This window comes from Streptomyces sp. NPDC050534 (assembly GCF_044457745.1).
Taxonomy (GTDB): Bacteria; Actinomycetota; Actinomycetes; order Streptomycetales; family Streptomycetaceae; genus Streptomyces.
In genome coordinates this window covers 157574-181043 of sequence record NZ_JBITHF010000011.1, presented here as the reverse complement: position 1 = coordinate 181043, position 23470 = coordinate 157574, and the positions used below count along the sequence as shown (strand labels likewise).

Sequence of the window (23470 nt, the reverse complement as noted above, 5' to 3'; positions counted from 1 at the left end):
CGGCATGACACGGCGGCGAGTGAAGGACGAGGGGCGAGCGTGACCAGGACTCTGCTGAGCGGCGGCCGGGTGTTCGACGGGACCGGGGCCGTGGTCGCGGACGGCGACATAGTCGTCGAGGACGGCAAGATCCTCGACGTGGGCACGGGACTCGACGGCGACGAGCGGATCGACGTCACCGGGCTCACCGTGCTGCCCGGATTCATCGACTGTCACGTCCACACGACCTTCTCCGGGTGGATGGGCGACCGGCTCGCCCATCGGCCGTTCTCCTACGGCTACTTCGAGGCGGTGCGCAATCTGGCCCGCACCCTGGACTGCGGCATCACCACCGTGCGCGACGCGGGCGGCGCCGACCTCGGGATGCGGCAGGCCGTGGAGGACGGGCTGATCGAGGGGCCACGGCTGCGCATCGCGATCACCATCCTCAGCCAGACCGGCGGGCACAACGACGGCCTGCTGCCCTCCGGGGCCTGCGTCCCTCTCTTCCCGCCGCACGCCGGCCGGCCGGACGGTGTCGTGGACGGTCCGGAAGAGATGCGCAAACGCGCCCGCGAGATCATCCGCGCGGGCGCCGACGTGCTCAAGGTCTGCACCTCGGGCGGGGTTCTCTCACCCCGCGACAACCCGCGCCACGCCCACTTCCGCCCGACGAACTGGACGCCCTGGTCGCCGAGGCGTCCTCGGCCGGGCTGCCGGTGATGGCCCATGCGCAAGCCACCGACGGCATCAAGAACGCCGTCCGGGCGGGCATCCGCTCCGTCGAGCACGGCATCTTCCTCGACGACGAGGCGATCGCGATGATGCTGGACGCCGGCACCTGGCTGGTTCCCACGCTGCTCGCCCCGATCGCGGCGCTGGAGGCCGTGGAGGCGGGCGTCGGCCTGCCGGACAGCGTCGCCGCCAAGGCGCGCGAGGTGATCGACGTCCACCGGGAGTCCTTCGCCCGCGCGGTACGGGCGGGCGTACGGATCGCCATGGGCACGGACTCGGGCGTCGCCCCGCACGGCCGCAACCTGGAGGAGTTCGCGCTGATGACGGCAGGCGGCATGAAGCCCGCCGCCGTGCTCGCGGCCACCACCTCCTCCGCGGCCGCCCTCCTCGGCCTCGCCGACACGACGGGAGCCGTCGCCCCCGGCAAACGGGCCGACCTGGTCGTGGTGGACGGCGACCCGTACGACTTCACCGGGCTGAAGGAGCGAATCCGCGCGGTCTACCAGGACGGACGGTGCGTGCGGGGCGCGGGCGCCGGGGAGGGCCGTACCGTCAGCGGCTCCGGCGCGAGTTGAGCCGGGCCGCCTGCCGCGTCAGATGGTCGCGTTCGGCGAGGTCGAGTGCCTTCTGGGCCGCCTCGGCGTACAGCCGTGCGGCCGTGTCCAGGTCGCCGTCACGCTCGTGGAGGTGAGCTGCCACCGCCGTATAGCGGGGCAGTGAGGTGTCCAGTTCGGCGAGCGCGGCGAGACCGGCGCGCGGTCCGTCGGCCTCTCCGACGGCGACCGCGCGGTTGAGGCGGACGACGGGGCTGTCGGTGAGGCGGGCGAGTTCGTCGTACCACTCGACGATCTGCACCCAGTCGGTCTCCTCGGCGGTGAGCGCGTCGGCGTGCAGGGCGGCGATGGCGGCCTGTGCCTGGAACTCGCCCAGCCGGTCGCGGGCGAGGGCGGCCTGGAGGATCTCGACGCCCTCGGCGATCGCCTTCGTGTCCCACCGATCGCGGTCCTGCTCGGCGAGCGGCACCAGGCTGCCGTCGGGCGCGGTCCGGGCGGCGCGCCGGGCGTGGTGCAGCAGCATGAGGGCGAGCAGCCCCGCCACCTCGGGGTGGTCGATCGCGGCGGCGAGTTGCCGGGTCAGCCGGATGGCTTCGGCGGCGAGGTCGACGTCGCCGGAGTAGCCCTCGTTGAAGACCAGGTAGAGGACGCGCAGCACGGTGGCGACGTCGCCCGGCTGGTCGAACCGCACGCCGGAGACGGTGCGCTTGGCCCGGCTGATGCGCTGCGCCATGGTCGCCTCGGGCACCAGGTAGGCCTGGGCGATCTGCCGGGTGGTCAGCCCGCCGACCGCGCGCAGCGTGAGTGCCACCGCGGACGACGGGGTCAGGGAAGGGTGGGCGCAGAGGAAGTAGAGCTGGAGCGTGTCGTCCGCGCCGGGGGCGGGGCCGGGCGCCGGTTCCTCGTCGACGCGGTCCTCACGCCTGCGGCGGGCGGAGTCCGCACGGGTCGCGTCGAGGAACTTGCGCCAGGCCACCGTGATGAGCCAGCCCTTCGGGTCCCGCGGCGGGTCGTCCGGCCAGACGCGGACCGCCTCGACCAGGGCGTCCTGCACCGCGTCCTCGGCCGCCGCGAAGTCGGCTCCGCGGCGGACGAGGACGGCGAGCACGCTCGGCGTGAGGCTCCTGAGCAGGACCTCGTTCATCTGCGTCACTTGAAATGGCAGTCCGTGATCGTGTGCGACGCGGTCAGGAAGGGGCGCAGCTCCAGCCACTCGTGGATCGGCTTCCCGCCCGCCCCGGGGGCCGCCGACAGTTCCCCGGCCAGTTCCACCGCGCGCTCCTCGCTGTCGACGTCGATGATCATCCACCCGGCGATGAGGTCCTTGGTCTCCGCGAACGGCCCATCGGTGACCGGCGGACGCCCCTCGCCGTCGTACCGGACGAAGGTCCCCTCGGGGGCCAGCGCCTGGCTGTCGACGTACTCGCCGGTCTTCTCGAGCCGGGCCGCGAAGTCGTTCATGTACTGCACGTGAGCGGAGATCTCCTCCGGCGTCCACTGCGCCATGGGGACGTCGTTCACCGCGGCCGGGGCGCCGCGGTAGTGCTTGAGCAGCAGGTACTTGGCCATCGTGATCCTCCTCGCTGGTGCGACCCATTGTGGTCGCGTTCACTGCAGGGACGGAGCAGGCCCACGGTTCTCGACATCGCCGCCGAGATTTTTCCGAACCGGTCCGGACGACACATGGGCACCGGGGCAGGATTCGAACCTACGTCCACCCGGTCCCGAGCCGGGCGCTCCACCGCAGAGCTTCCCGGTGCCCATGAGCCGCCGACGAGGGCAGGGCTCGAACCTGCGTCCAGCCGGTTGAGAGCCGGCCGCTCCACCGCTGAGCTACCTCGTCGGGTCCCGATCCTCCCCACCGCCCGGCGGGGAGGTCAACGGATTTCCGCCGCCGCGGGCCGCAGCGGCTTGCTGGAGAAGAACCCCGCCGACCGCAGCACCGACGCCAGCATCGGATCGGCAACGCTCACGCCGTGCACCAGCTCGGGCGTGGCCCGGAAAGGCACCACGTGCAGCACCCGCCGAGCGCGTGTCCAGCCACCGCGCTCCGCATCGACCCCGTGGCGTCGGCACACCTGCTCGACGAGCCACTGCGGGCACTCCGCCTCACCACGCAACACGTGCCAGGGCAGGGGTAGTTCGGCCCACACGTCGGTGTCCGGGTGCAGCCCCCCGCCCACCTGCCGGTGCCAGGCGGCCACGTCCGCAGCGACGAGCAGCGCCTATACACAGTCCGACGAGATCAGCGTGCTGGTCACGGACTTCGCCGGTGAGCAGAGCGAGCCGTGGTTCGGCGGCGTCACGGCCAAGTGGCTCAGCGTCTCGGCCTCGTTGGCGACGGCGGTCCTCAACGAGCGCCGGCCCGGGCGGCGCGCGCTCTTCGACGCTCGCGTGTTCACCCTTTCCGATCCCGTCGAGGTGGCGAACTACTTCGTGTGGCGGCAACGCGACGCCGTGCGCAACTCCATCAGCATGGCGGCGCGGACCCACTTCTCCCACCGGCGCCTCAACGGCGTCTCCACGAACGGCATGCAGGAGCTGCTGTGGTCCGAGGCCGGCGTGAACTGGAACGACTACCCCGTCGGCTGCAGGCGCGGCCGCGTCGCCGTACGCCGTACCGGCGGGCGCCCGGTGGAGTACGTCGACAGACGAACCGGCGAGACCGTACGCACCACGGCGATCCGTTCCCGGTGGGAGACCACGCCGGCCCCGCGCTTCGACACCGAGCCCGATGCGTGGCTCGCGGGGACGATTCCCGCACTTCCGGCGCTGACGAGAGGAGGATGAACCTCAGCCGTCAAGCGCACAGTTGACAATCCAGCCAGAGGTGAGCCGTCTTGCGTACGTTCGTTCTGTTCGATCTCGAATTCACGACCTGGCCGGGGGCGCTGGAGCAGGACTGGTCGGCGGCGGGGCAGCTTCGGGAGATCGTGCAGATCGGGGCACTGCGCCTGCGGGAGGACTTCTCCGTCGCCGAGGAGTACGAGGCACTGGTCCGGCCCGTGGTCAATCCGCGGCTGTCGGCGTACTTCACCGAGCTCACCGGAATCGACCAGGAGACCGTGGACCGGGACGGGCTCTCCCCGGCCGAGGCACTCGGTGAATTCCTGGGCTTCTGCCGGGGTCGATCAGTGCTCTCCTACGGCAACGACATGGTCGTGCTCGGGGAGAACGTAGGCTGGGCGCGTGCCCGGGGAGAGGACGTCAAGAACGGTTACCTCGGCGCCCATTTCCTCAATGTCCGGCCCTGGATCAACGCCGTCGCGCCGGTGACCTCGTCCGCCAACGTGGGGCGCCTCTGGCAGATGCTCGGGCTCCCCAAGCCTGCGGCCGGGCAGGAGCATTCGGCTCTCTTCGACTGCTACTCCTTCGCCGCGGCCCTCACGCATCTGTGCGGCACTGGGGCGACCCTGCCGGATGGGATCTGACAGCGGGCTCAGTCCTGCTGCTCGCGGCGGTCCAGGACCTCGTAGTGTGCCGATCGCTCGTCGAAGTCCGCGAGCACTTCCCGTGCCGCCGCGGGCACGTGCGCCGTCTCGTAGTCCTCACCCGTGAACGACCGGACGGACGCGAGGGATTCGAACCACATGATGGTCATGAACTCCACGTCGTCCTCCCGCTCGCGCCGCACCAGGTCGATCGAGAGGAAGCCCGGGATGCGCCGCTCCTCGATTCCCGGGATCACCTCACCGCGGACGATGCGCTCGTAGGCGTCGGCGTTCTCCGTGGTGGTCCATCCCCGCCATACCCGACAGATCATGCCGCGAGTCTAGTTCGCGGCCTGCCCGCGCACGCTGCTCCGGGACATGCCCCTCGAAAAACCCCTGCGGACTCCGCCGTCCTGCGTCTTAGGCTTGCGCCCGCTGTCCGAAGAGGGAGAACGCATGGGGATCCGAAGCCTGACCCGCACCGAGGCCGAGCGCCGGGCGGCGCTGCTGACCGTCGAGCGGTACGACGTGGACATCGACTTCACCGCCCTGCCCGACGGCCCCGAGGTCCGCTGCGTCTCCACCGTGGCCTTCACCTGTCACGAACCGGGCGCGGAGACCTTCGTGGACTGCGCGGCACAGGTGGTCGGCGCGACGCTGAACGGCAAGCCGGTGTCCCCCACCGGCGACGGCCGCATCCCGCTGCCCGGCCTCACCGAGCACAACGTTCTACGCGTGGAGAGCGTCCAGGCGGACACCGCCACGGGCGAGGGCGTGCACAAGGCCGTCGACCCCGCGGACGGCGAGGTCTACGTGTGGACCAGCTTCGAGCCGGACGAGGCCCGGTTCGTGTGGGCCTGCTTCGACCAGCCCGACCTCAAGGCGCCGCACGCCTTCACGGTCACGGCCCCGTCCGCGTGGATCGTCACGAGCAACTCCGGTGACCCGCGTGTCGAGGACCTGGGCCCGGCCCGCCGCTGGGTCTTCCCCGACACTCCGCCACTGGCCGTCTACAACACCGTGGTCAACGCGGGCCCCTTCCACGAGCTGCGCCGCGAGGCCGACGGCCACGACCTCGGCCTCTTCGCCCGCCGTTCCCTCGCCGACGTCCTCGATCGCGACGCCGACGAGATCTTCACCCTCACCCGCCAGGGTCTCGCCTTCTACGGCGAGGCCTTCGCGATGCCCTTCCCGCAGCGCAAGTACGACCAGGTGTTCATGCCGGAGTTCGGCGGCGCGATGGAGAACTACGGCTGTGTGACCTGGTCGGACGGCTTCCTGCAGCGAGCGACGCCGACGCCCGCCGAGCGGGAGCTGCTGGCCGTGGTGCTGCTGCACGAGATGGCGCACATGTGGTTCGGCAACATCGTGACTATGCGCTGGTGGGACGACCTCTGGCTGAACGAGGCGTTCGCGGAGTTCGCCTGCCACTGGGCCGCCGAGGGCGCCACCCGGTACACCGACGCCTGGGCGGGCCATCTGGTCGGCGACAAGCTCAAGGCGTATCTGGCCGACCAGGGCCCGGCGTCGCACCCGATCCACCAGCCCATCCACGACGTCGCCCAGGCCGCGTCGATCTTCGACAACATCACGTATCCCAAGGGCGCCTCCGTCCTCCAGCAGCTCATGACATACGTGGGTGAGGAGCACTTCCGGGCCGGCATGGCCGCCTACTTCGCCCGGCATGCCTGGGGCAACACGACTCTGCAGGACCTGATCGACGCCCTCGCGAAGGCCGGCGGGCGGGACCTGGACACCTGGCGCACGGCATGGCTCGCGACGGCCGGCACCGACCGCTTCACCGTCGAGCGCGACGGCGAGCAGGTCACCCTGGTCGCCGCCGGAACTCCGCGTCCGCAGGTGCTCGCGGTGGGCGCCTACCGCCACCGGGGCCAGGCACTGGAGCGTTCGGCGCTGGTGCGCGTGGAGGTGACGCGGACCCGTACCGAACTCACCGGTCTCCCGGCCGGCGCGGACGTCCTGCTGATCAACGACGACGACCTCACCTTCGCCACCGCCCGCCCCGACGCCGCCACGCGAGACGCCCTCCTCGCCACGGCCGCGCAACTGCCCACGGCCATCTCCCGGGGCGTGGCCGCCGCCACCGTCTGGGACATGCTGACGACCGGCGAGGCCACGGCGGTGGAGGCCGGGCGGTGCATCACCGGGATCCTGGCGGCCGAGACGTCCGACGCGGTGATCGAGCCGTATCTGGCACTCGCCTCCGACATCGCCGAGCTGTGGGCACCGCCCGGCGAGCGTCCCGCCCTGACCGCGGCGGTGGCGGCCACCTGCCGTCGCCTCGCCTCCGACCCGGGCCGCCGGCAGGTCGCGCTGCGCGGGCTGGCCCGTACCGCGACCATCGCGGACGACCTCGCCTGGTTGCGCGAACAGGCGGGCGACGACGTCGACTTGCACTGGCGCGCGCTGGTCCGCGAGGCGGAGCTCGGCGGTGACGTCGCGTCCGAAGCGGCCCGTCTGCTCGAACGGGATCCCGACCCCGACGCCTGGATCCGCGCCCTGACCGTACGAGCCGCCCGGCCCGACGCCGACGCCAAGGCGGAGGTCTGGCAGAAGGTCGTCGTGGAGCGGGCCGTCCCCGTGCACGCGGTCGGCCAGGTCACGACCGCCTTCTGGCGCCCCGCCCAGGAGACCCTTCTGGCCCCGTACGCCCAGCACTACCTGGAGGCGATTCCCCGCCTGGACCAGGGCGGCATGATCCTGGCGATGGTCTTCACCAACCGCCTCTTCCCGCCGCACGCCATCGACGACGCCTACGTCGAGGCCGCCCGGCGCGCCGCCGGCGACGCGGCTCCGGTGGTCCGCAAGACGCTCCTCGAGCGTTCGGACGCCGTCCGCCGGATGCTTGCCTCCCGCAGCCGTACGGCCTGATCGGGCACGGGTCGCGACCGGCCTTCCGTGCCGCCGTCGTCACCGACGGCGGCACGGAAGGCCGCGCGCGCCGTCAACCGGTCGCGAACTTGCGGAGCTTGTCCACTGTGTCGTAGAAGCGGTCGTGGTCGCCCACGTGCGGACCGGACGAGGTGTACTGCCACATCGTGTACGACTTCCAGCCCGCGGGGAGCGTCCCCGCCGAAGAGGCGTAGCTGGCGATCCAGAGGGGGTTGGTGGCACCGAAGCCCTTGTAGTTGCCCGTGCAGTCGGACCACCAGGCCGTCGCCGTGTAGATGACGGCGTCGCGCTGGGTGCGTGCCTTGTAGCGCTTCAGGAAGTCGCCGATCCAGGTGACCATGGCGCTCTTGGACATGCCGTAGCAGGCGTCGCCGTAGGGGTTCCATTCGATGTCGAGTGCACCGGGCAGCGTCTTGCCGTCCGCGGTCCAGCCGCCGCCGTGCGCGATGAAGTAGTCGGCCTGTGCGGTACCGCTGGTGGTGTCGGGTGTGGCGAAGTGGTACGCGCCGCGGACCATCCCGGCTCCGTAGGAGCCGTCGTACTGCTGGGTGAAGTAGGGGTTGGTGTAGTAGGTGCCCTCGGTGGCCTTCGTGTAGGCCCACCGGACGCCGCTGCTCCACAGGGTGGGCCAGGCGACGTCGCCCTGGTAGCTGGCGACGTCGACGCCCTCGGCCTGGGTCACACGCGGGGCCGGGGGCGCGTCGGGCACCATGCCGGTGCCCTCGTGGGCCCGGACCCCGATGCCCATGTAGGCGCTGCCGCGCACCGGGACGGGGACAGGGACGGGTTGGGGCTCGGGGGTCACGTCATCGGCTGCCGCGAGCGTGGCCGGCAGTCCGGACAGGGAGAGGAGGAGGCCGGCCAGGGCGGCGACGAGACGCAGTCGTGGGCGGCCATGCTGGGGATATATGGGGCTTCGCACGCAACCCATCTGACCCCCGAGCGTTCCGGACCGCACGTCAAGTACCGCCCAAAGAAGGCATTCCGGCTCCGGCATGTTGTCTTTTTCCGGCGGTTCGTACACTGACCGCAGGTGGGGGCGAGGAGGTGCCGGCACGTGGAGCCGACGGGGAAAGAACGCCCTGAAGGACTGTTCGTCGGCCTGTGCACGCTGGACGTCATCCAGCTCGTGGACCGTGTGCCCGCCGCCGACGAGAAGCTGACGGCTCGTGAGCAGGTCGTCGCCGCGGGCGGCCCGGCGGCCAACGCCGCCGCCGCGTTCGGCCACCTGGGGGGCGCGGCCAACTTGCTCACCGCGGTCGGTTCCCATCCGCTCGGACGGGCGGCCACTGCGGACCTGGAGCGGCTGGGCGTGACCGTCACGGATCTGGCGGCCGACTCACCGGAGCCGCCCGCCGTGTCCTCCATTCTGGTGACCGCGTCCAGCGGGGAACGCGCCGTCGCCTCCACCAACGCCGCCGGCGTTCGGCTCAGCCCGCCCGGCACCCTCGACACCTTGGTGGCGGCCTGCGACATCGTCGAGTTCGACGGCCATCACATGGAGCTGGCGCTGGCCACCGCGCGGGCCGCCCGGGCCGCCGGCCGGACGACCGTTCTGGACGCGGGCAGCTGGAAGGAAGGGACCCAGGACTTGCTGCCGTTCATCGACGTGGTCGTCTGCTCGGCCGACTTCCGTCCGCCGGGCGTGGACACGGTGGCGGGCACCTTGCGGTTTCTGCGAAGCCATGGGGTCACGTGGTCGGCGGTCAGCCGCGGAGGGCGGCCCGTCGTGTGGGCGGGCCCCGACGGCGAGGGCACGGTGGAGGTGCCCGCGGTGCGGGTGGCGGACACGCTGGGGGCGGGTGACTTCCTGCACGGCGCCCTCGCCCACCACCTCGCCACCACCCAGGGGCGACTGACGCCGGAGGGCTTCGCCGGAGCGCTCCGCGGCGCGGCGGCGGTGGCCGCGCAGTCATGCACCTCGTTCGGCACCCGGGCCTGGATGCGGGAGGGCTGAGACCGCTTCTGGGCCTGCGTGCGGGAGGGGCGGCACCCAAGGGGGCCTGCATCCGGGTGCGGTGGCATCGCGGGCGGGCCTGCATCCGGGTCCGGCGACCCCGCACCCGCCCCGCCCGGCTCAGCGGTGCCGACCCGGACCGTCCTGCGCGAGGGCGGCCGCCCTCGCGGCCTCTGCCGACACCTGGGTGGCGGCGCGCCCGGCTCTGCCCGTCACCTTCCAGGCGAGCATGCGCAGGGCGGTGGCCGGGGCCGGCGGGAAGACGCCCAGTTGGCCCAGCATGCCGATGTCGTCGCGTACGGCCTCGTGGCCGACGACCTTGCCGTCGCGCAGGTCGAGCACGTGGATCTGCTCGCAGTCGACGGCACGGCCGGTCGGCGGTACGGCCTGGTCGAGTGCGCCGTCCTGGAAGCGGACGAAGGGCCCTGTGTGGCGGCCATGCATGCGCAGCCGTATCCAGACCTGTCCGTCGTTGCGGGCGACACCGAGCACGGGGAAGCGCAGGTCGCTGAAGGCGGACCGCATCCACGCACTCGACGCGAGCACGCCCGCCGGCCCGGGAAGCGCGCAGGCCGCGGGCGACACGGCCGACTCACGGTTGCGGAAGTCCTCGTGCACGACCTCTGCCGCGAGTGCCGGATCTCCGGTCTCGAGAATCCGGAAGAGGCCGTGGGCCAGGTCGGTGGCGTCCATGCCCATTGCGTTGATCCCTTTCGACGGTCGACGTATTGAGGTTATAGCACGCCTAATGAATTCATCGCCTTACGATGACGGCATGCCGTCCAAGCGCCGCTACGTCTCCCCTCTGCGCGAGCAGTCCGCCGCGCGGACACACGCGCTGATCCTCGATCGGGCCACGGAGCTGTTCGCCGAGCGCGGCTACGGCCGGGTGACCGTCGCCGACATCGCCGCGGCGGCCGGCGTCGCCTCGAAGACCGTCTTCGCGAGCGTCGGAAGCAAGAGCGACATCCTGAACCGGATCGTGGACCGCGGCGTGTCCGCCTCCGGACACGAGCAGGCCATGAAGGACCTGCTCGAACTGCGCACACCGGAATCGGTCCTGAAGGCGCTGGCTCACGGCACGCGCGTCGGCAACGAGGATCAGTTCGCCGTGCACGAGGCCATCCGCAAGGCACTGCCCGTCCACGAGGACGGCGAGGCGTTGTGGGAGCGGGCGACCGCGGCGTACCGCGAGGCGCTCGACACCGCCGCGCGCCATCTGCACACGCTGACCCCGTCGCCCTCCCACTCGGTGCAGGAGACGGCCGACCTTCTGTGGTTCTGGTTCGGCCCCTCCGGCTGGCGGACGCTCGTGGTGGAGAGCGGCTGGTCATGGGACCGCGCCGAGGACGTGCTCCACCACACCGCGGTCACCACGCTTCGCTGACGCGGCAGTTGAGCGTGTGGTTGACATTTCAAACCAGGGACGGCTCCGGCTCATCCACTCCATGGATGAGCCGGATACGGGATTCGGATCGCGCGGAGAATGGTGACCGGGCCGTCACGGGCCCTCTCCCACCACGGTCGAGGACACCGCGACGCCCTCGTGACGCAACTGCTCCAGGCGCAATGGGATGTTGGGCGGCGGCCCCTTGGCCAGGGGATGGTCGGGCGGGAGTACCAGGACCAGCGGATCCCGGGACAGCGGATGCGCGGCGAGCTGCGGCGGAAGGGGGTACGCGCCGCTCCACAGGGCGGCGGCCGCCAGGCGGGCCTGACCCTGGCTCAGGCGTACGCACGGCGCGCGTACTCCGGAGCGACCGCTGCGTCAGACGTCCTCGACCGTCGCCTTCACGGGCGTGCCGACCTCGATGGTGCGGCTGACCGTGCACAGGCGGTCGTGGGAGGTCTTGACCGCGCGGGGAAGGATGGCCCGGGCGCGCTCCGCGCCCTCTCCGCCGGGGAAGACGACGGTGAAGGTGACCGCGAGGTCGGTCATCCGGTTGCCGAGGTCGTCGTTGACCTTGTTGCCGGTCACCTTGACGGAGAAGCCGGCGGGCTCGGCGTGGCGGCTGGTGGCGAGGTCGACGTCGACCGCCGTGCAGCCGCCGATCGCGGCGAGCAGCAGCTCGACCGGGGTGAACTCGGTGTCCGGTCCGGAACCACTGCCGAAGCGGATGGTGCCGCCGCGCGTGTTCGTGGCGACGAAGTGTCCGGTGCTGGATCGCTCGACGGTGACAGAGCGCAGGGAGTCTTCGGTCATGCCGACGACACTAACGCCGCGTCACAGGTCCCCGCCGGATTCACCGGCCGTATGACCGTGGTAGCGGAGCAGGAGCATCGCCGCGTCGTCGTGGGGCGGGCCCGAGGTGTGCCGGACCAGGTCCTCGCGCAGGGTGTCCAGCGCGCCCTGGGCGTCGGCGTCCTTGAGGAGGACGGCCCGCTCGCCGAGCGGGTAGAAGTCGCCGTGCCGGTCGCGCGCCTCACTCACGCCGTCGGTGTACAGCAGCAGTTGCTCCCCCGGCGCGAAGCCGACGGAGAACGGCTTGGGGCCGCCTTCGGAATGCAGGCCGAGGCCGAGAGGCGGAGCGTAGGCCGGCGGCTGCGGGAAGTGGGCGGTGCCGTCCTCGCGGACGACCATCGGCGGCGGGTGGCCGTAGTTGAGGAAGAGGACCTCGTGCCGGGTACCGACCTCGGCGAGGACGGCGGTGACGAACTTCTCCCCCTCCAGCACACGGGCCAGGCTGCGCTCCAGGCGCTCGCCCAGGCCGACCAGGTCGGGCTCGTCGTGCGCCGCCTCCCGGAACGCGCCGAGCACCACGGCGGCCGTCTCGACGGCGGCCAGCCCCTTGCCCTGCACGTCGCCCACGATCATCCGCACGCCGTGCGGTGAGGAGACCACCTCGTACAGATCACCGCCGATACGCGCCTCGGCGACGGCCGAGGTGTACGACACCGCCGCCTGCAGCGGTCCGGCCGTCAGCGGCACCGGCCGCAGCAGCACGCGCTGGGCCACCTCCGCGATCGAGCGCACGCTGGCGAGTTCGGCCTCCTGGCGTCCGCGCATCACGGCGGCGGCGATGCCCGCGCAGGTCACCCCCACCACCGACACCATCGCCATGAAGCCGCGGCGCTCCTGGAACAGCCCGTCGTACAGGCCGAGTACGACGCACAACAGCAGGGCGGCCAGGCCGAACCACGCCGTACGGCGCCATCCTCCGACCAGTCCGGCGAAGGCCGGGCCGAGCGAGGCGAGCGGCAGGAATCCCAGCCCGGGCACGGTGAGGACGTCCGAGAGCGCGACCACCGCCATCACCACCGCGGGCAGCCAGAGCAGCAGCGTGTGACTGCGCTGCGCCTTCTGTGCGGCCATGACGTGCTCCTCGGTGCCCGGCACCCGGGAGCCGCCTTCCGCGGGGGCCCCTCTTTCACCCTCGGACCCTCCACAGACTGCCAGGTGGCCCGCGGCGGCGGCCCGGAGCTTTACCCAATTGAGTCCCAGGGGCTGATATTTCCCGACCCGTACTCCTGCGAATACGGCCGTCAAGGGTTGCCGATCAAGGGCGCAGGGCATCAGCAGTGGGCAGGACCGGCCGCGCGAGATGCCGCGGCCCCCGGTGGGCGGACCGACCGCGGGGAACCGGGTGTCCTAGGAGGGGATGTGATCCGCCATGCGTACGCAGAGGCGTACCCATGGACGTTCCGTACGAGTGGAGTATCTGCTGCTCGACGAGGCCGCGTCGGCAGGCCGGGCACGAGGGCTCACCTCGAAGTTCCTTGCCCGCTCCCGTATGCGGACGGGGACGAGACCCGCGCAGATCGACGACGTGAAGCTCGTCGTGTCCGAACTGGTCACCAACGCCACCCAGCACGGCCGCAGCGCCTGCCGGCTCAGGCTGCACGTCTCCGAGGAGCGCGTGACGGTCGAGGTCTACGACGACAGCCCGCTCCCGCCGCGGGTACGGCCGTTCACCGCCGACGGTGAGCACGGACGCGGGCTGGCCATGGTGCGCTGCCTGGCGCAGCGTCTGGACGTCTCGGCGGTGACCGGGGGCGGCAAGCGGGTGCGCGCGGTCCTGGCCCTGCCGTCCTAGAAACACGGTTCCCGCGTCAGGCGGCCGGCGTGTCCAGCGGCCTCAGTTCGTCCGCGTACGACACGGAGAGGCGGCGCATCAGACCGTCGGCGGCGATGTCGTACTGGCCGAGGCGCCACAGCGGCGGCGAGTAGGCGTGGATCGACACGGCGTCGTCGGTCGCGCCGGTGAGCCGGTGGATGTGCTCCGGGCCGAAGCAGAAGGACTCCCCCGCCTCGAAGGTGACGGAGCAGTGGCTTCCGCCGATGCGCGGCGTGGACTCGTTGAGTGCCCCCTGGACGACGGTGACGGCGCCGCCGGAGGTGTCGTGGTCGTGCCAGCCGGTGTCGTTCTGCCGGGTCCAGCACAGCAGCCAGATGTCGACGTAGGCGTCCCGGTGCAGGGACGCGTAGTGCCGCTTGCTGTCGGAAAAGGCCACGTGGGGCCGCCAGACGCCCGGGCGGGCGGCGAGATCGGTCACGAGTGCCTGGAGTTCGCGCTTCTCGAGGGTCCGCTCGGGCAGGGACTCGTACGTCATGAGTGGCTCCTTTCTCGGCTGCGTCACGCGTGCGGCACGGGGGTGCGGCCGTGCAGCAGGCGGGCGGGGTTGGCGGTGCGCAGGGCGTGGACGGCGGCGTCCGCGCCGAGGTCGGGGATCACGAGTGGTGCGTAGGGGAGGTCGCTGCCGCTGACGACCACGTCGATGCCCGCCTCGCGGACGAGGGCGTCGACGGCTCGGGTGCCGTAGGACGAGGTGTCGTAGAAGACGTCGAAGTCGATCTCGCCGCGGCCGCCGCCGCGGGCGGCGAGCCGTTCGCCGTGCAGCGGCGCGAGGCCCGCGAGCGCGGCGAAGCAGACGCGCAGCTGCGGGTGGCGGGCGCGGCCGAAGGCGCGGAACGCGAACCAGGACGCGTGCATCTGCTGCACGTACGGGACCAGGGCCGGCCACCACGGCGGGCTGCCCGCGGCGGGCGGGGCCGCGCCGGGGTGGACGAAGAGCGGCTTGTCGTGCCGCGTGAGGACGTCGAGGAGGGGCGCGCATCGGGCCCAGCCCGCCGCGTCGAGGATTGCTGTGGCCGGGAGTTGGAGGCCCACGCAGCCGCGGCGGAGTTCGCGCTCCACGGCGTCGGGGTCCGGTGCCGAGAGGCAGCAGGCGGCCCAGACGCCGAAGGGTGCCGGGAGGGCGAGGGCGCCGTCGTGGAACGCGGCCAGGAGCGGGGCGGCCTCGGCGGGCGGCAGCTGCTCGATGCCGAGCGGGCTGGAGAGGGACACCAGGGCCAGGTCGAGTCCGTCGGTGGCGGCGAGGCGGGTGCGGGCGGCGACGTCGTGTGACGCCGGGTCGACGCGGTAGGGCGGTTCGCCGGCCAGGTGCAGGGTCCAGCCGTCGAGGTGCGGGGGCGCCGTGCGCGAGCGCAGCAGCTCGACGAGGGCGGGCGGCCAGATGTGCTGATGGACGTCGGTGGACACGCGGGACGTTCCTCGGGACGGGCAGGCGTGGGACAGTCGGAGGGTTTTTGTTAAGCGTTTCACTTATACGGTTAACTTAACCGCTTAACAAGAGGGTGTGTCAAGGGTCCTGACGGGATCGGGCCGGGAGCGGGCCGGAATGCGGTCGCCACATGAGCCCCGCTGCCGAGGGGCGTTCGGCGGGCCTTGCGCCCCCGAGGCGCATGCGTCCGGGTAGGCTTCCCGGCATGGCCAGGCCCAACAAGCGCACCACCCTCCGGGAGGTGGCCGAGGCCACGGGCCTCTCCACCGCAGCCGTCTCCTACGCCCTGCGCGGCAAGCACGTCTCCAAGGAGACCGAGGAGCGGGTACGCAGGGCCGCGGCCGAACTCGGTTACGAGGCCGACCCCATCGCCCGCGCCCTCGCCAGCGGCCGCACCAGCATGGTCGGCGTCCTCGCGGGGGACCTTCGGGACCTGTGGCTCCAGCAGCTGATGGCGGCCATCGGCCGCGAACTGCTCGCCGGCGACCGCTACGCGCTGATCCTGGACGCGGGCGGCGACCCCGACCGTGAACTCGCCCTCGCCAAGCGGCTGCGCGACCAGCGCGTCGACGCGCTCCTGGTCTCCCCCGTCAACCCCGCGGCGGAGGGCTGGTCCGCGATCGCCGACGCCCTGCCGGTGGTCGCCGTCGGCGACTCGCTGAGCCGGGCGCGCACGGCCGGCCAGGTCATCTTCGACAACCGCGCGGGCATCGACGCCGTACTGGAGTATCTGCACTCGCTCGGGCACCGCCGGGTCACCGTGCTGACTCCGACCCGCCCGAGCACACCGGACCGGCCGGCCGACGTGTACGTGGGCGAGGCGGCCGACCGGCTCGGACTGCGGGTGGAACTGGTGCCCTGTCCACAGGAGTTGAGCGAGGCCACGGCCGTGGCGCGCGGTGTTCTGCAGAGCGCGCACTCGCCGACCGCCGTGTTCTGCTTCTCGGACTCCCTGGCGTACGGCGTGTACGCGGCCGCTGCCGAGGACTCGCTGGAGGTGGGCCGGGACGTCTCCGTGGTGGGCTTCGACGACCACCCGGTGTCGCGGGTGCTGACGCCGCCGCTCACCACGGTGGACTGGGGTCTGAGCGAGATCGCGGCGGAGGCCGCCCGGCTGACCGTCGCGGCCATCGAGGGCAAGCGGGTGCGCAAGAAACGGGTGCTGTGCGCTCCGCGGATGAGGGAGCGCGGCTCCACCGTGCGCGCCTGAACGCCGGATGAACCGAAGATAGACTTGCGCGGCATGACCGCCCCGCACCCGTATCTGCGCTACGTCGCGATCGGCGACAGTCTCACCGAGGGCATCGGCGATCCCAGTCCGGCGGGCGGGCACCGCGGCTGGGCCGACCGGTTCGCCGAGATCCTGGCGCGGTCGCAGCCCGGCCTCACCTACGCCAACCTCGCCGTGCGCGGCAAGACCAGCGGGCAGATCAGGGCGGATCAACTCGGCCCCGCCCTCGCGCTCCAGCCCGACCTGGTGACGGTGACGGCGGGCATGAACGATGTCGTACGGCGGCGCTACGACCCGGAGGCCGTCGCCGCCAACATCGAGGAGCTGTTCGCCCGCCTGACCGCGGCGGGCGCGCACGTCGCCACGATGACCTTCCCGGACCTGGGCAAGATCTCGCCGGTGGCCCGTCGGGTGCGGCCCCGCATCCTCGACCTCAACGCCCGGCTGCGTGTCGTCGCGGCCCGCCACGGCGTCGACGTACTGGACCTCTTCCCGCATCCGTTCACGGCCGACCCTCGCCTGTGGAGCGACGACCGTCTGCACGCGAGCCCGATCGGCCATGCCCGCATCTCCGCCGGCATGGCGCACACGTTCGGCGTCCCGGGCCACGAAGACTGGTCCGAGCCGCTGCCCGGACGTATCCCCGTCCCCGTCCTCAAGGCACTTGGCGCCGACGTCCGTTGGGCCGTCGACCATGTCGGCCCCTGGGTGTGGCGGCGGCTGCGCGGCCATGTTCCCGGCGACGGCTTCACCGCGAAGCGGCCGGTGCCGCGGCCGGTGACGGTGCGGCAGGCGGGCTGAAGCGCCCGACGGGCCGTCGTCGGCGTTCCTGACGGGCCGTCGTCGCGTTCTAGGCGCCGGGGTTGCCGTGCTGCTCCACCGCCGAGGCCACGTGGTCGGCCAGGGACGCGGGCAGGACCTCGCCGTGCGCGGTCCGCAGCAGGGCGTCGGCGATCGCGTGCAGTTTGGTGTTGCTGTCCTGGGAGGCGGTCACCAGGACCTGCCACGACTGGTCGGGGGTCAGGCGGAACGACGCCATGAGCATGCCCCGCGCCAGGTCGATCTTGGCGTGACTGTCCAGCGCACGGCGCAACTGCGCGTCCTCGGCCGCGAGTTCGCCGTCGGTGGAGCCCTGCTCCGCCGGCCCGGCAGCGAAGAGCGGGAAGGTACCGGAGAGGGCGAGCAGGCGCCGCACCGCCGGACTGCCGGCGCGCAGGACGAGGCACTTGGACTCCTCGTGGGCGCGATGGCGCACCCGCAGCAGGACGTTGAGAGCGGAGCAGTCGCAGAAGTCCACGCCGGCGAGATCCAGTTCCAGGCCGCCGGTGGCGTGATCGAGCGCGTCACTCAGCGTCTTCTGCAGCAACTGATCGCTGTCCAGGTCGAGATCACCGGACACGGTGACCACCAGCCGGTCTCCGGCCGTGTCGACACTGAAGGTCACCGCTTCCGGCGTCAGCGATCGCCGGAAGGCGGTGCCACACTCCGAACAGTCCCCCTCGTCCGGGGGAAGAACCGCGTGGTGGGACATTTCAGGCTCCCGCACATACCGCCACCAGGACCACTTACCAGCATCACCTCACCGGCCTTTCGCGTCAACCAATACACGAAACGTGATACGTCCTTTGTAATACGTGAATCTGGATCCCTATGCTGGGGCGCATGGAGCAAGCGCCGGAACCGCATGCAGGCTGGACCTTCTTGACCAATCACTCCCGGGTGCTGGCCGCCATCGCCGAGGACCGCACCACCCGCGTCCGCGACATCGCCGCCCGCTGCCGGCTCACCGAGCGGGCCGTGCAGAAGATCATCGCGGACCTCGAGGAGAGCGGATACCTCACCCATGTCCGGGAGGGCCGCTCGAACGTCTACCGAATCGCCCCCGGCACCATCCTGCGCCATCCCGCGGACGCGCCGGCCACCGTCGGGGAACTGCTGGCCATCCTGGCGCATCACGAGTCCACCCGCCCTTCTCCGGCGCCCGGAGACCATGACGGCTCCTGACCCGCCGGGGCGCCCCGCCCCTCAGCGGCTCCCGGTGCAGCGCGGGCGGGCCGCCAGGACCGCGACGTCGTCCTCGGCGTGCAAGGCGTCCAGGCGAGTGAGGACGGTGTCGAGGATGTCGTCGAGTCCGCCCCCGGGAGTGAAGCGGATCCCGGTGAGCCGGTCCAGGGACAGGTCGATGTCCTCACCCCGGCGCTCGACGAGGCCGTCGGTGAACATCAGCAGGGTCTGCGTCTCGTCCAGGACGTGGGTGGCGGGCTCGTAGCCACCGATCCCGGTGCCCAGGGGCGGCCCGACCGGGACCGGAAGCGCCGACGTCCCGCCGTCGCCGCCGACCACCGCGGGCGGCAGATGACCGGCGCCGGAGAGGGTCATCCGGCCACGCACCGGGTCGACCCGGGCGACCAGGCAGGTGGCCGGTCTGCGGTCCGGTTCACGCGCGGCGATGTCGTCGAGCCGGCGCAGGATGCGGTGCGGCGGCAGGTCGGCGGCGGCGAGGGAGCGCAGGTCGGAGCGGTAGGAGGCCATGTCGACGGCGGCCTCCACGCCGTGCCCCATGACGTCGCCGACGACCAGCAGGGTGCGGCCGAAGTGCAGCCGCACCGTCTCGCACCAGTCGCCCCCGACCACGGCTCGCTTGCCGGCCGGCAGATACCGGATGGCCACGTCGAGGTTCGGGTGCGGCCGTCCGGGCTCGGCACGCAGGGCGCGCTGCAGGTCCCCGGCGGTCCGGCTCACCCCGGCGTACTCGCGGGCGTGCCGGATGTGCGACGCGGCGCATTCCGTCAGGAGGCCGAGGAGATCCGCGTCGGCGTCCGCGAAGGGCGTGCCTGGCCGGGCGCACACGAGAATGCCGTAGCGGTGCTCGCCGGTGGCCAGCGGTACGCAGAGCGCGTGGCGGGCGCGGCCGGGCGGCGGGTGGGACATGCGCCGTTGCGTTCGTCCGCCGAGCGCGGAACGCGCCATGTCGTGGGCCACGGCCGTGGCCCAGCGGGCGTCCGGCAGAGCGCCGGGGTCTCCGGCGATCGCCTCGTAACCCCTGACGGTCGCCCCGTCGGCCCGCACCACCGCCGCCGAGCAACGCAAGCGGCCGGCGACGGCCCGGGTCAGTTCGGCGCAGGTGGTGGGCTCGTCGAGTGTCGTCCCGATTCCGGCCAGCAGCCTTCGCAGCACGCCGGCCGGGACCGACGTGTCGTCCCCCTGCCTGGCCACGTCGCCCGCCGCGGACCTGCGGATCGAGCGGATCAGCCGTGCGACACCCAGCACGTACAAATCCTGACAAAGTGCAGGGTTGTGCGCACCATGCGCGGAGCGGGCCGCGGCGGGCTACGCCGTGAAGGTAAAAGAAGTCTATGGTCCAGACCAAAACGGTGTTTGGTCTAGTCCAACCCATGGACGCCGGTCCTGGGCGGCAGGAAGCTGAGGCACTCCCCCACCCCACCGGAGGCACACCGTGAGACGTCTTCGCGCATGTCTGGGCGCGGCAGCGGCAGTTGGACTCACCGCAGCGGGCACCACAGCGCTGATAGCAGGACATGCCTCGGGCGCCACCAGCGCGCTCGACAACCGCTGGTACGCGGCGGCTCCGTATCTGATGCCGCTGGACAACGACCCGCCGGACGCGGGCGCCATCATGGACGCCACCGGCCTGAAGGCATTCCAGCTCGCCTTCGTCCTCGCCCCCAACGGCGGCGGCTGCTCGCCCACTTGGGGCGGCACCGCCCCTGTCTCCTCGGACACCGCCGTGCAGTCCGTCATCAACACCATCCGCGGCAAGGGTGGCGACGTGTCCGTCTCCATCGGCGGCTACGGAGGCACGAAGCTCGGTCAGGCGTGCTCGGACGCGGCGGCCACGGCTGCGGCGTACCAGCAGGTCATCACCAAGTACGGCCTGCACGCCATCGACTTCGACCTGGAGGAGCCGGAGTACGAGAACACCGCGGCCATCAAGAACGAGATCGGCGCCGCGAAGATCCTCCAGCAGAACAACCCCGGTCTGTACGTCTCCGTCACGACGGCCGGCACCGCCGACGGCACGGGCTGGTTCGGCAAGCAGATGCTGCTGGAGGCCAAGTCGCAGGGCTTCACGCCCAACAACTTCTCCATCATGCCGTTCGACGGCGGCTTCAACGGAGCGGCCTCGCAGACCAGCGCACTCACCAACTTCAACTCGATCCTGCAGTCGACGTTCGGCTGGGACCAGGCGACGGCCTACGCGCACGAGGGCTTCTCCGGCATGAACGGGCGCAGCGACACGGGCGAGATCTTCTCCCAGGCGGACTTCCAGACCGTGCTCGACTACGCCACCGGCCACAACATGGACCGCTTCACCTTCTGGTCGCTGAACCGGGACCGCCAGTGCAGTCCGCCGGACAACGGCGGCCGCACGTCCGGGACTTGCTCCAGCGTGGCGCAGAACTCCTGGGACTTCGCGAAGTACTCGGTGAAGTTCGCGGGCGCCACACCGCCGTCCACGACTCCGACCCCCACCCCCACGCCCACCCCCACGCCCACCTCCTGCAAGACCGCCTGGAGTTCGGGCTCCGTCTACACCGCCGGTGACGAGGTCTCGTACAACAAGCACAACTGGAAAGCCAAGTGGTGGACCCAGAACGAGACACCGGCCGCCACCGACTGGGGTCCCTGGCAGGACGAGGGGGCGTGCTGACGCCGGACCGTCGGGCCCGCGGTGCCGTTCGCCGTCACAGGTGAACGGCACCCTCGGCCGCACACGCTTCTGCCGTCAACCCATCGGCGCCCGGGTCCACTTGGAGCATCTGGCCGATGATCTCGGTGGTGGCGCGATGCCAGTCACCGATGCGGCGGAGCATCGCGTGGTCTCCGCCCCCGACCACCACCATGCCGGCCTCGGCCCCGGCGTCCCGGGCCCTGCGCACGTAGTCCGCCGATTCGGCCGGAGGGGTCACACGGTCCTGGTCGCCGTGCAGTACCACCAGGCGCACTCCGTCGAGGTGGCGGGCGGAGTCCTGGGGCGGACACCACGGCGCCAGCGCCAGCACGCCCCGCACGAGCGGGTGCGCCGCACTGCGCAGCGCCGCTCTGCCTCCCATCGAGTGCCCTACGAGGATGGTGGGCGCGTCGCCCACCCGTCGCCGGAGTTCGTCGAGTGCCCGTAGGGCGTCGGCGGCGGGATCGCCGTCGTTCCAGCCGCGGTGCCGGTAGCGGACCCGTCCGAGCAGAACGTCCCCGGGTGCGGCCACCGCCGCGGCGCGCAGGACCGGGTGCATGCGGAGCGCGGCCAGTTGCCAGGGGCGCGCCACCCGGTGGCTCAGCTCCGAACCACCGTGCAGGGTGATGATCGCCGCGGACGCCGCTCCACGCGGCGCATGCCGCACGGTCAGCGCGGACTCGGTCCCCTGCACTGCTTCAGCATGTCCCACCGCGACGGCACCCCTCTCATTCGGACTCCCATCCTCCCCCGAGGACCCCGGACGGCGAACCCTGAGGGGGCGCACGGTGTAGATCAATGAGCCCTGTACGCGCCTCCAGGCGGGTGAGGAAAATGCGCCGTGTCCGCGGGTTCACGCCCCGGACCCGCGCACCTCAGCTCCAGCCCGTCGAGAAAGCAGGTCCGCTCCCGTGCTGCTACGTCTGCCCGAGTCCGTGTCCGAAGCGCAGGAGTGCATCGCCGAAGGAGCCGTCCCCATCGGCGGGGCGACGCTGATCTGGGCCGGCTGGCAACGCGACGGGTTCCCCCAGCGGGCCATGTCGCTGCGCAACCTGCCCGAGGCCAATGTGATCACGCGTGGGAGGCTGGGCGCCGCCGTGGTGCTGGGCCGTGTCGACGAGCGCGTGCCCGAGGTCCTGCACCGGGCGGCGGCCACGGTCGGCACGGGCGCCGTACGCCGGACGGCCACCGTCGGCGGCAACATCGTGGGCAGCACGCTGCGCTGCCTGCTGCCGGCCGCCCTGGTGCTCGACGCACGGGCGACGGTGCTCGACCGCGACCGCGTCTTCGAGACCGACCTCGCCGAGCTGCTCGCCAAACACCACCTCCTGCTCAGCCTGCACTGGCGTGAGCCGGTCGTCAGCGGTTACCGAAAGCTGCCCGCCGAGGCGGGCGGTCCGCCGCCGCTGGTCGTCGCCGCAGCGGTGCACACCGACGACGACGGGCTCGGCCGCCTGCACGTCGCCGTCCGCGACGGCTACGACGTCCTCTCGGACGACGTCCCCTGCGGCACGGGCAGCGACGAGGCGATCGGCGCCCTGGGCGCCACCTCGGTCGGCACGCTCCACTCCACGGCCTGGCAGGTCGTGCGTGGCCATGTCACCGATCTGCTGAGCCGTCCGGTGGGCCGGCAGCCGGAGCGGTGAACAGGCCTGACGCAGAGGGGGGTTGGCGTTCGGCTGCTCACTCCGCCGTCTTGCGCGCCAGGGCGTTGTTGTCCATCGAGTTGTGCACGCTGAAGCTCACCGCGTCCGAGCGGTAGCGGTCGTCCGACCACTCCACCGGGCGCCCTTCGCGGGTGGTGGTGACGCGGCGGACGCGGAGCAGGGGGCTGGTGCGGCGGACGCCGAGCAGCTCGGCGTCCTGCGCGCCCGCCGCGACCGCGTCGATGACGTGCTCACCGTAGGCGAAGACCAGACCCGTGCTGTCGTAGAGCAGTTGGGTGACGGACGCGGCGTCCGGGTCGAGCTTCTCGACGGCGGGTGAGATCCAGTCGGCATAGACGGTGCGCTCGAGCAGGACCGGTTCGCCGTCCAGGCCGCGGACCCGCAGGACATGCAACACCGTTGCCCCCTGGGGCAGTTGGAGCCGTGTGGCGTCCTGCGCGGTGGCCGGCAGGTACTCCTGCGCCACCACATGCCCGGTCGCCTCCCGGCCCATGGCCCGTGCCCACTGGGCGAAACTGCGCAGTTCGGCGAAGCTCTGGCTGCGGCGGCTGGCCAGGACGACCCGGCGGGCGCCCTGCCGGGAGCCGATCAGACCCTCGGCCGTCAGTGCGGCGACGGCCTGGCGGACGGTGCCGCGCGAAACGCCGTAGTGGGCGGCGAGCTCGGTCTCGGAGGGCAGCCTGCTGCCGACCACGTACTCCTCGCGGTCGATCGCCCGCCGCAGTGCGCCGGCGATCTCCTCGTGTCGCGTCCCCACCGTTCCCCTCCGAGTCTGCATCTGTGCACAGCGTGATCAGCGTAGACGAGA

28 protein-coding genes and 2 tRNA genes are annotated in these 23470 nt (G+C 71.9%); 13 read left to right on the top strand and 17 right to left on the bottom strand.

Translation table 11 applies throughout. The features are described from left to right. Positions 1-39: 39 nt before the first annotated feature. Both ACIBN2_RS32845 and ACIBN2_RS32840 read left to right on the top strand, forming a co-directional pair. The gene (locus ACIBN2_RS32845; RefSeq protein ID WP_399139882.1) at positions 40-702 is read left to right on the top strand and encodes an amidohydrolase family protein; all 663 of its coding nucleotides are present in this window, start codon (positions 40-42) and stop codon (positions 700-702) included. After that, positions 591-1289, top strand: a complete 699-nt coding sequence (locus tag ACIBN2_RS32840) for an amidohydrolase family protein (RefSeq protein ID WP_399140239.1) — start codon at positions 591-593, stop codon at positions 1287-1289. Before ACIBN2_RS32845 ends, ACIBN2_RS32840 begins: the two co-directional genes overlap by 112 nt. Here the strand turns inward: ACIBN2_RS32840 and ACIBN2_RS32835 are convergent. From ACIBN2_RS32835 to ACIBN2_RS32815, 5 genes are all read right to left on the bottom strand, one after another. Continuing rightward, positions 1267-2412, bottom strand: a complete 1146-nt coding sequence (locus ACIBN2_RS32835) for an RNA polymerase sigma factor (RefSeq protein ID WP_399139881.1) — start codon at positions 2410-2412, stop codon at positions 1267-1269. The genes ACIBN2_RS32840 and ACIBN2_RS32835 overlap by 23 nt on opposite strands. A 5-nt stretch (positions 2413-2417) precedes the next feature. After that, positions 2418-2837, bottom strand: a complete 420-nt coding sequence (locus tag ACIBN2_RS32830) for a YciI family protein (RefSeq protein WP_399139880.1) — start codon at positions 2835-2837, stop codon at positions 2418-2420. A 115-nt stretch (positions 2838-2952) separates the two neighbouring features. Beyond that, positions 2953-3027: transfer RNA gene (locus ACIBN2_RS32825), tRNA-Pro, on the bottom strand. A 12-nt stretch (positions 3028-3039) separates the two neighbouring features. Further along, positions 3040-3111: transfer RNA gene (locus ACIBN2_RS32820), tRNA-Glu, on the bottom strand. A gap of 34 nt (positions 3112-3145) precedes the next feature. After that, entirely contained in the window at positions 3146-3472 is a 327-nt protein-coding gene (locus ACIBN2_RS32815) for a hypothetical protein (protein WP_399139878.1), read from the bottom strand. Positions 3473-3518: 46 nt separating this feature from the next. Here ACIBN2_RS32815 and ACIBN2_RS32810 point away from each other — a divergent pair, with 46 nt between their 5' ends. Both ACIBN2_RS32810 and ACIBN2_RS32805 read left to right on the top strand, forming a co-directional pair. Then, on the top strand, positions 3519-4058 hold the full coding sequence (locus ACIBN2_RS32810; protein WP_399139876.1) for a hypothetical protein: 540 nt from the start codon (positions 3519-3521) through the stop codon (positions 4056-4058). 50 nt (positions 4059-4108) lie between these two features. Further along, positions 4109-4699 carry an exonuclease domain-containing protein gene (locus tag ACIBN2_RS32805; protein WP_399139875.1) on the top strand — a complete coding sequence of 197 codons (591 nt, stop codon included), beginning with the start codon at positions 4109-4111 and terminating at the stop codon, positions 4697-4699. A gap of 8 nt (positions 4700-4707) precedes the next feature. Here ACIBN2_RS32805 and ACIBN2_RS32800 read toward each other — a convergent pair whose 3' ends face one another. Continuing rightward, positions 4708-5031, bottom strand: a complete 324-nt coding sequence (locus tag ACIBN2_RS32800) for an antibiotic biosynthesis monooxygenase (protein WP_399139874.1) — start codon at positions 5029-5031, stop codon at positions 4708-4710. Positions 5032-5155: 124 nt separating this feature from the next. On the opposite strand from ACIBN2_RS32800, the gene pepN reads away from it, so the two are divergent. Then, on the top strand, positions 5156-7591 hold the full coding sequence (gene pepN / locus ACIBN2_RS32795) for an aminopeptidase N (RefSeq protein WP_399139872.1): 2436 nt from the start codon (positions 5156-5158) through the stop codon (positions 7589-7591). A 73-nt stretch (positions 7592-7664) separates the two neighbouring features. On the opposite strand, the gene ACIBN2_RS32790 is transcribed toward pepN, so the two are convergent. Beyond that, positions 7665-8543 carry a lysozyme gene (locus ACIBN2_RS32790; RefSeq protein ID WP_399139870.1) on the bottom strand — a complete coding sequence of 293 codons (879 nt, stop codon included), beginning with the start codon at positions 8541-8543 and terminating at the stop codon, positions 7665-7667. A gap of 126 nt (positions 8544-8669) precedes the next feature. Here ACIBN2_RS32790 and ACIBN2_RS32785 point away from each other — a divergent pair, with 126 nt between their 5' ends. Further along, entirely contained in the window at positions 8670-9569 is a 900-nt protein-coding gene (locus tag ACIBN2_RS32785; RefSeq protein ID WP_399139868.1) for a PfkB family carbohydrate kinase, read from the top strand. A gap of 120 nt (positions 9570-9689) precedes the next feature. Here ACIBN2_RS32785 and ACIBN2_RS32780 read toward each other — a convergent pair whose 3' ends face one another. After that, a complete protein-coding gene (locus tag ACIBN2_RS32780) occupies positions 9690-10262 on the bottom strand; it encodes an ester cyclase (protein WP_399139866.1) in 573 nt (190 codons plus the stop codon). Positions 10263-10344: 82 nt separating this feature from the next. Here ACIBN2_RS32780 and ACIBN2_RS32775 point away from each other — a divergent pair, with 82 nt between their 5' ends. Beyond that, on the top strand, positions 10345-10956 hold the full coding sequence (locus ACIBN2_RS32775) for a TetR/AcrR family transcriptional regulator (protein WP_399139865.1): 612 nt from the start codon (positions 10345-10347) through the stop codon (positions 10954-10956). Between the two features lie 114 nt (positions 10957-11070). On the opposite strand, the gene ACIBN2_RS32770 is transcribed toward ACIBN2_RS32775, so the two are convergent. From ACIBN2_RS32770 to ACIBN2_RS32760, 3 genes are all read right to left on the bottom strand, one after another. After that, positions 11071-11262 carry a LysR substrate-binding domain-containing protein gene (locus ACIBN2_RS32770; RefSeq protein WP_399140237.1) on the bottom strand — a complete coding sequence of 64 codons (192 nt, stop codon included), beginning with the start codon at positions 11260-11262 and terminating at the stop codon, positions 11071-11073. 75 nt (positions 11263-11337) lie between these two features. After that, positions 11338-11772, bottom strand: a complete 435-nt coding sequence (locus tag ACIBN2_RS32765; RefSeq protein WP_399139863.1) for an OsmC family protein — start codon at positions 11770-11772, stop codon at positions 11338-11340. 21 nt (positions 11773-11793) lie between these two features. Continuing rightward, positions 11794-12882, bottom strand: coding sequence for a PP2C family protein-serine/threonine phosphatase (locus tag ACIBN2_RS32760; protein WP_399139861.1), 1089 nt, complete (start codon positions 12880-12882; stop codon positions 11794-11796). Between the two features lie 298 nt (positions 12883-13180). Here ACIBN2_RS32760 and ACIBN2_RS32755 point away from each other — a divergent pair, with 298 nt between their 5' ends. Then, positions 13181-13603, top strand: coding sequence for an ATP-binding protein (locus ACIBN2_RS32755; RefSeq protein WP_399139859.1), 423 nt, complete (start codon positions 13181-13183; stop codon positions 13601-13603). A gap of 16 nt (positions 13604-13619) precedes the next feature. On the opposite strand, the gene ACIBN2_RS32750 is transcribed toward ACIBN2_RS32755, so the two are convergent. Together ACIBN2_RS32750 and ACIBN2_RS32745 are read right to left on the bottom strand one after the other, a co-directional pair. Next, on the bottom strand, positions 13620-14120 hold the full coding sequence (locus ACIBN2_RS32750; RefSeq protein ID WP_399139857.1) for a cysteine dioxygenase: 501 nt from the start codon (positions 14118-14120) through the stop codon (positions 13620-13622). 23 nt (positions 14121-14143) lie between these two features. Beyond that, positions 14144-15049, bottom strand: a complete 906-nt coding sequence (locus ACIBN2_RS32745) for an amidohydrolase (RefSeq protein WP_399139855.1) — start codon at positions 15047-15049, stop codon at positions 14144-14146. A gap of 227 nt (positions 15050-15276) precedes the next feature. Here ACIBN2_RS32745 and ACIBN2_RS32740 point away from each other — a divergent pair, with 227 nt between their 5' ends. Together ACIBN2_RS32740 and ACIBN2_RS32735 are read left to right on the top strand one after the other, a co-directional pair. After that, entirely contained in the window at positions 15277-16281 is a 1005-nt protein-coding gene (locus ACIBN2_RS32740) for a LacI family DNA-binding transcriptional regulator (protein ID WP_399139853.1), read from the top strand. A 33-nt stretch (positions 16282-16314) separates the two neighbouring features. After that, complete coding sequence (locus ACIBN2_RS32735; RefSeq protein WP_399139851.1) at positions 16315-17103, top strand: SGNH/GDSL hydrolase family protein; 789 nt, start codon at positions 16315-16317, stop codon at positions 17101-17103. Between the two features lie 49 nt (positions 17104-17152). Here the strand turns inward: ACIBN2_RS32735 and ACIBN2_RS32730 are convergent, their stop codons facing one another. Further along, entirely contained in the window at positions 17153-17746 is a 594-nt protein-coding gene (locus ACIBN2_RS32730; RefSeq protein WP_399139849.1) for an anti-sigma factor antagonist, read from the bottom strand. A gap of 218 nt (positions 17747-17964) precedes the next feature. Here ACIBN2_RS32730 and ACIBN2_RS32725 point away from each other — a divergent pair, with 218 nt between their 5' ends. Beyond that, the gene (locus tag ACIBN2_RS32725; RefSeq protein WP_399139848.1) at positions 17965-18306 is read left to right on the top strand and encodes a helix-turn-helix transcriptional regulator; all 342 of its coding nucleotides are present in this window, start codon (positions 17965-17967) and stop codon (positions 18304-18306) included. Positions 18307-18327: 21 nt separating this feature from the next. On the opposite strand, the gene ACIBN2_RS32720 is transcribed toward ACIBN2_RS32725, so the two are convergent. Beyond that, positions 18328-19572: a PP2C family protein-serine/threonine phosphatase gene (locus ACIBN2_RS32720; RefSeq protein ID WP_399139846.1), complete on the bottom strand. Its 1245-nt coding sequence runs from the start codon at positions 19570-19572 to the stop codon at positions 18328-18330. A gap of 187 nt (positions 19573-19759) precedes the next feature. On the opposite strand from ACIBN2_RS32720, the gene ACIBN2_RS32715 reads away from it, so the two are divergent. After that, entirely contained in the window at positions 19760-20974 is a 1215-nt protein-coding gene (locus ACIBN2_RS32715) for a carbohydrate-binding protein (protein WP_399139845.1), read from the top strand. 34 nt (positions 20975-21008) lie between these two features. On the opposite strand, the gene ACIBN2_RS32710 is transcribed toward ACIBN2_RS32715, so the two are convergent. Further along, a complete protein-coding gene (locus ACIBN2_RS32710) occupies positions 21009-21689 on the bottom strand; it encodes an alpha/beta fold hydrolase (RefSeq protein WP_399139844.1) in 681 nt (226 codons plus the stop codon). 217 nt (positions 21690-21906) lie between these two features. Here ACIBN2_RS32710 and ACIBN2_RS32705 point away from each other — a divergent pair, with 217 nt between their 5' ends. Next, a complete protein-coding gene (locus ACIBN2_RS32705) occupies positions 21907-22641 on the top strand; it encodes an FAD binding domain-containing protein (protein ID WP_399139842.1) in 735 nt (244 codons plus the stop codon). 37 nt (positions 22642-22678) lie between these two features. On the opposite strand, the gene ACIBN2_RS32700 is transcribed toward ACIBN2_RS32705, so the two are convergent. Continuing rightward, positions 22679-23419, bottom strand: coding sequence for a GntR family transcriptional regulator (locus ACIBN2_RS32700; RefSeq protein ID WP_399139840.1), 741 nt, complete (start codon positions 23417-23419; stop codon positions 22679-22681). Positions 23420-23470: the final 51 nt, after the last annotated feature.

What these genes read in the sequence shown, in the direction of transcription:
- ACIBN2_RS32765 (WP_399139863.1), bottom strand. Translation starts at nt 11,772, where the DNA reads ATGACCGAAGACTCCCTGCGCTCTGTCACCGTCGAGCGATCCAGCACC.
- ACIBN2_RS32755 (WP_399139859.1), top strand. Translation starts at nt 13,181, where the DNA reads ATGCGTACGCAGAGGCGTACCCATGGACGTTCCGTACGAGTGGAGTAT.
- ACIBN2_RS32760 (WP_399139861.1), bottom strand. Translation starts at nt 12,882, where the DNA reads ATGGCCGCACAGAAGGCGCAGCGCAGTCACACGCTGCTGCTCTGGCTG.
- ACIBN2_RS32740 (WP_399139853.1), top strand. Translation starts at nt 15,277, where the DNA reads ATGGCCAGGCCCAACAAGCGCACCACCCTCCGGGAGGTGGCCGAGGCC.
- ACIBN2_RS32800 (WP_399139874.1), bottom strand. Translation starts at nt 5,031, where the DNA reads ATGATCTGTCGGGTATGGCGGGGATGGACCACCACGGAGAACGCCGAC.
- ACIBN2_RS32750 (WP_399139857.1), bottom strand. Translation starts at nt 14,120, where the DNA reads ATGACGTACGAGTCCCTGCCCGAGCGGACCCTCGAGAAGCGCGAACTC.
- ACIBN2_RS32735 (WP_399139851.1), top strand. Translation starts at nt 16,315, where the DNA reads ATGACCGCCCCGCACCCGTATCTGCGCTACGTCGCGATCGGCGACAGT.
- ACIBN2_RS32775 (WP_399139865.1), top strand. Translation starts at nt 10,345, where the DNA reads ATGCCGTCCAAGCGCCGCTACGTCTCCCCTCTGCGCGAGCAGTCCGCC.
- ACIBN2_RS32830 (WP_399139880.1), bottom strand. Translation starts at nt 2,837, where the DNA reads ATGGCCAAGTACCTGCTGCTCAAGCACTACCGCGGCGCCCCGGCCGCG.
- ACIBN2_RS32790 (WP_399139870.1), bottom strand. Translation starts at nt 8,543, where the DNA reads ATGGGTTGCGTGCGAAGCCCCATATATCCCCAGCATGGCCGCCCACGA.
- ACIBN2_RS32835 (WP_399139881.1), bottom strand. Translation starts at nt 2,412, where the DNA reads ATGAACGAGGTCCTGCTCAGGAGCCTCACGCCGAGCGTGCTCGCCGTC.
- ACIBN2_RS32725 (WP_399139848.1), top strand. Translation starts at nt 17,965, where the DNA reads ATGGAGCAAGCGCCGGAACCGCATGCAGGCTGGACCTTCTTGACCAAT.
- pepN (WP_399139872.1), top strand. Translation starts at nt 5,156, where the DNA reads ATGGGGATCCGAAGCCTGACCCGCACCGAGGCCGAGCGCCGGGCGGCG.
- ACIBN2_RS32780 (WP_399139866.1), bottom strand. Translation starts at nt 10,262, where the DNA reads ATGGACGCCACCGACCTGGCCCACGGCCTCTTCCGGATTCTCGAGACC.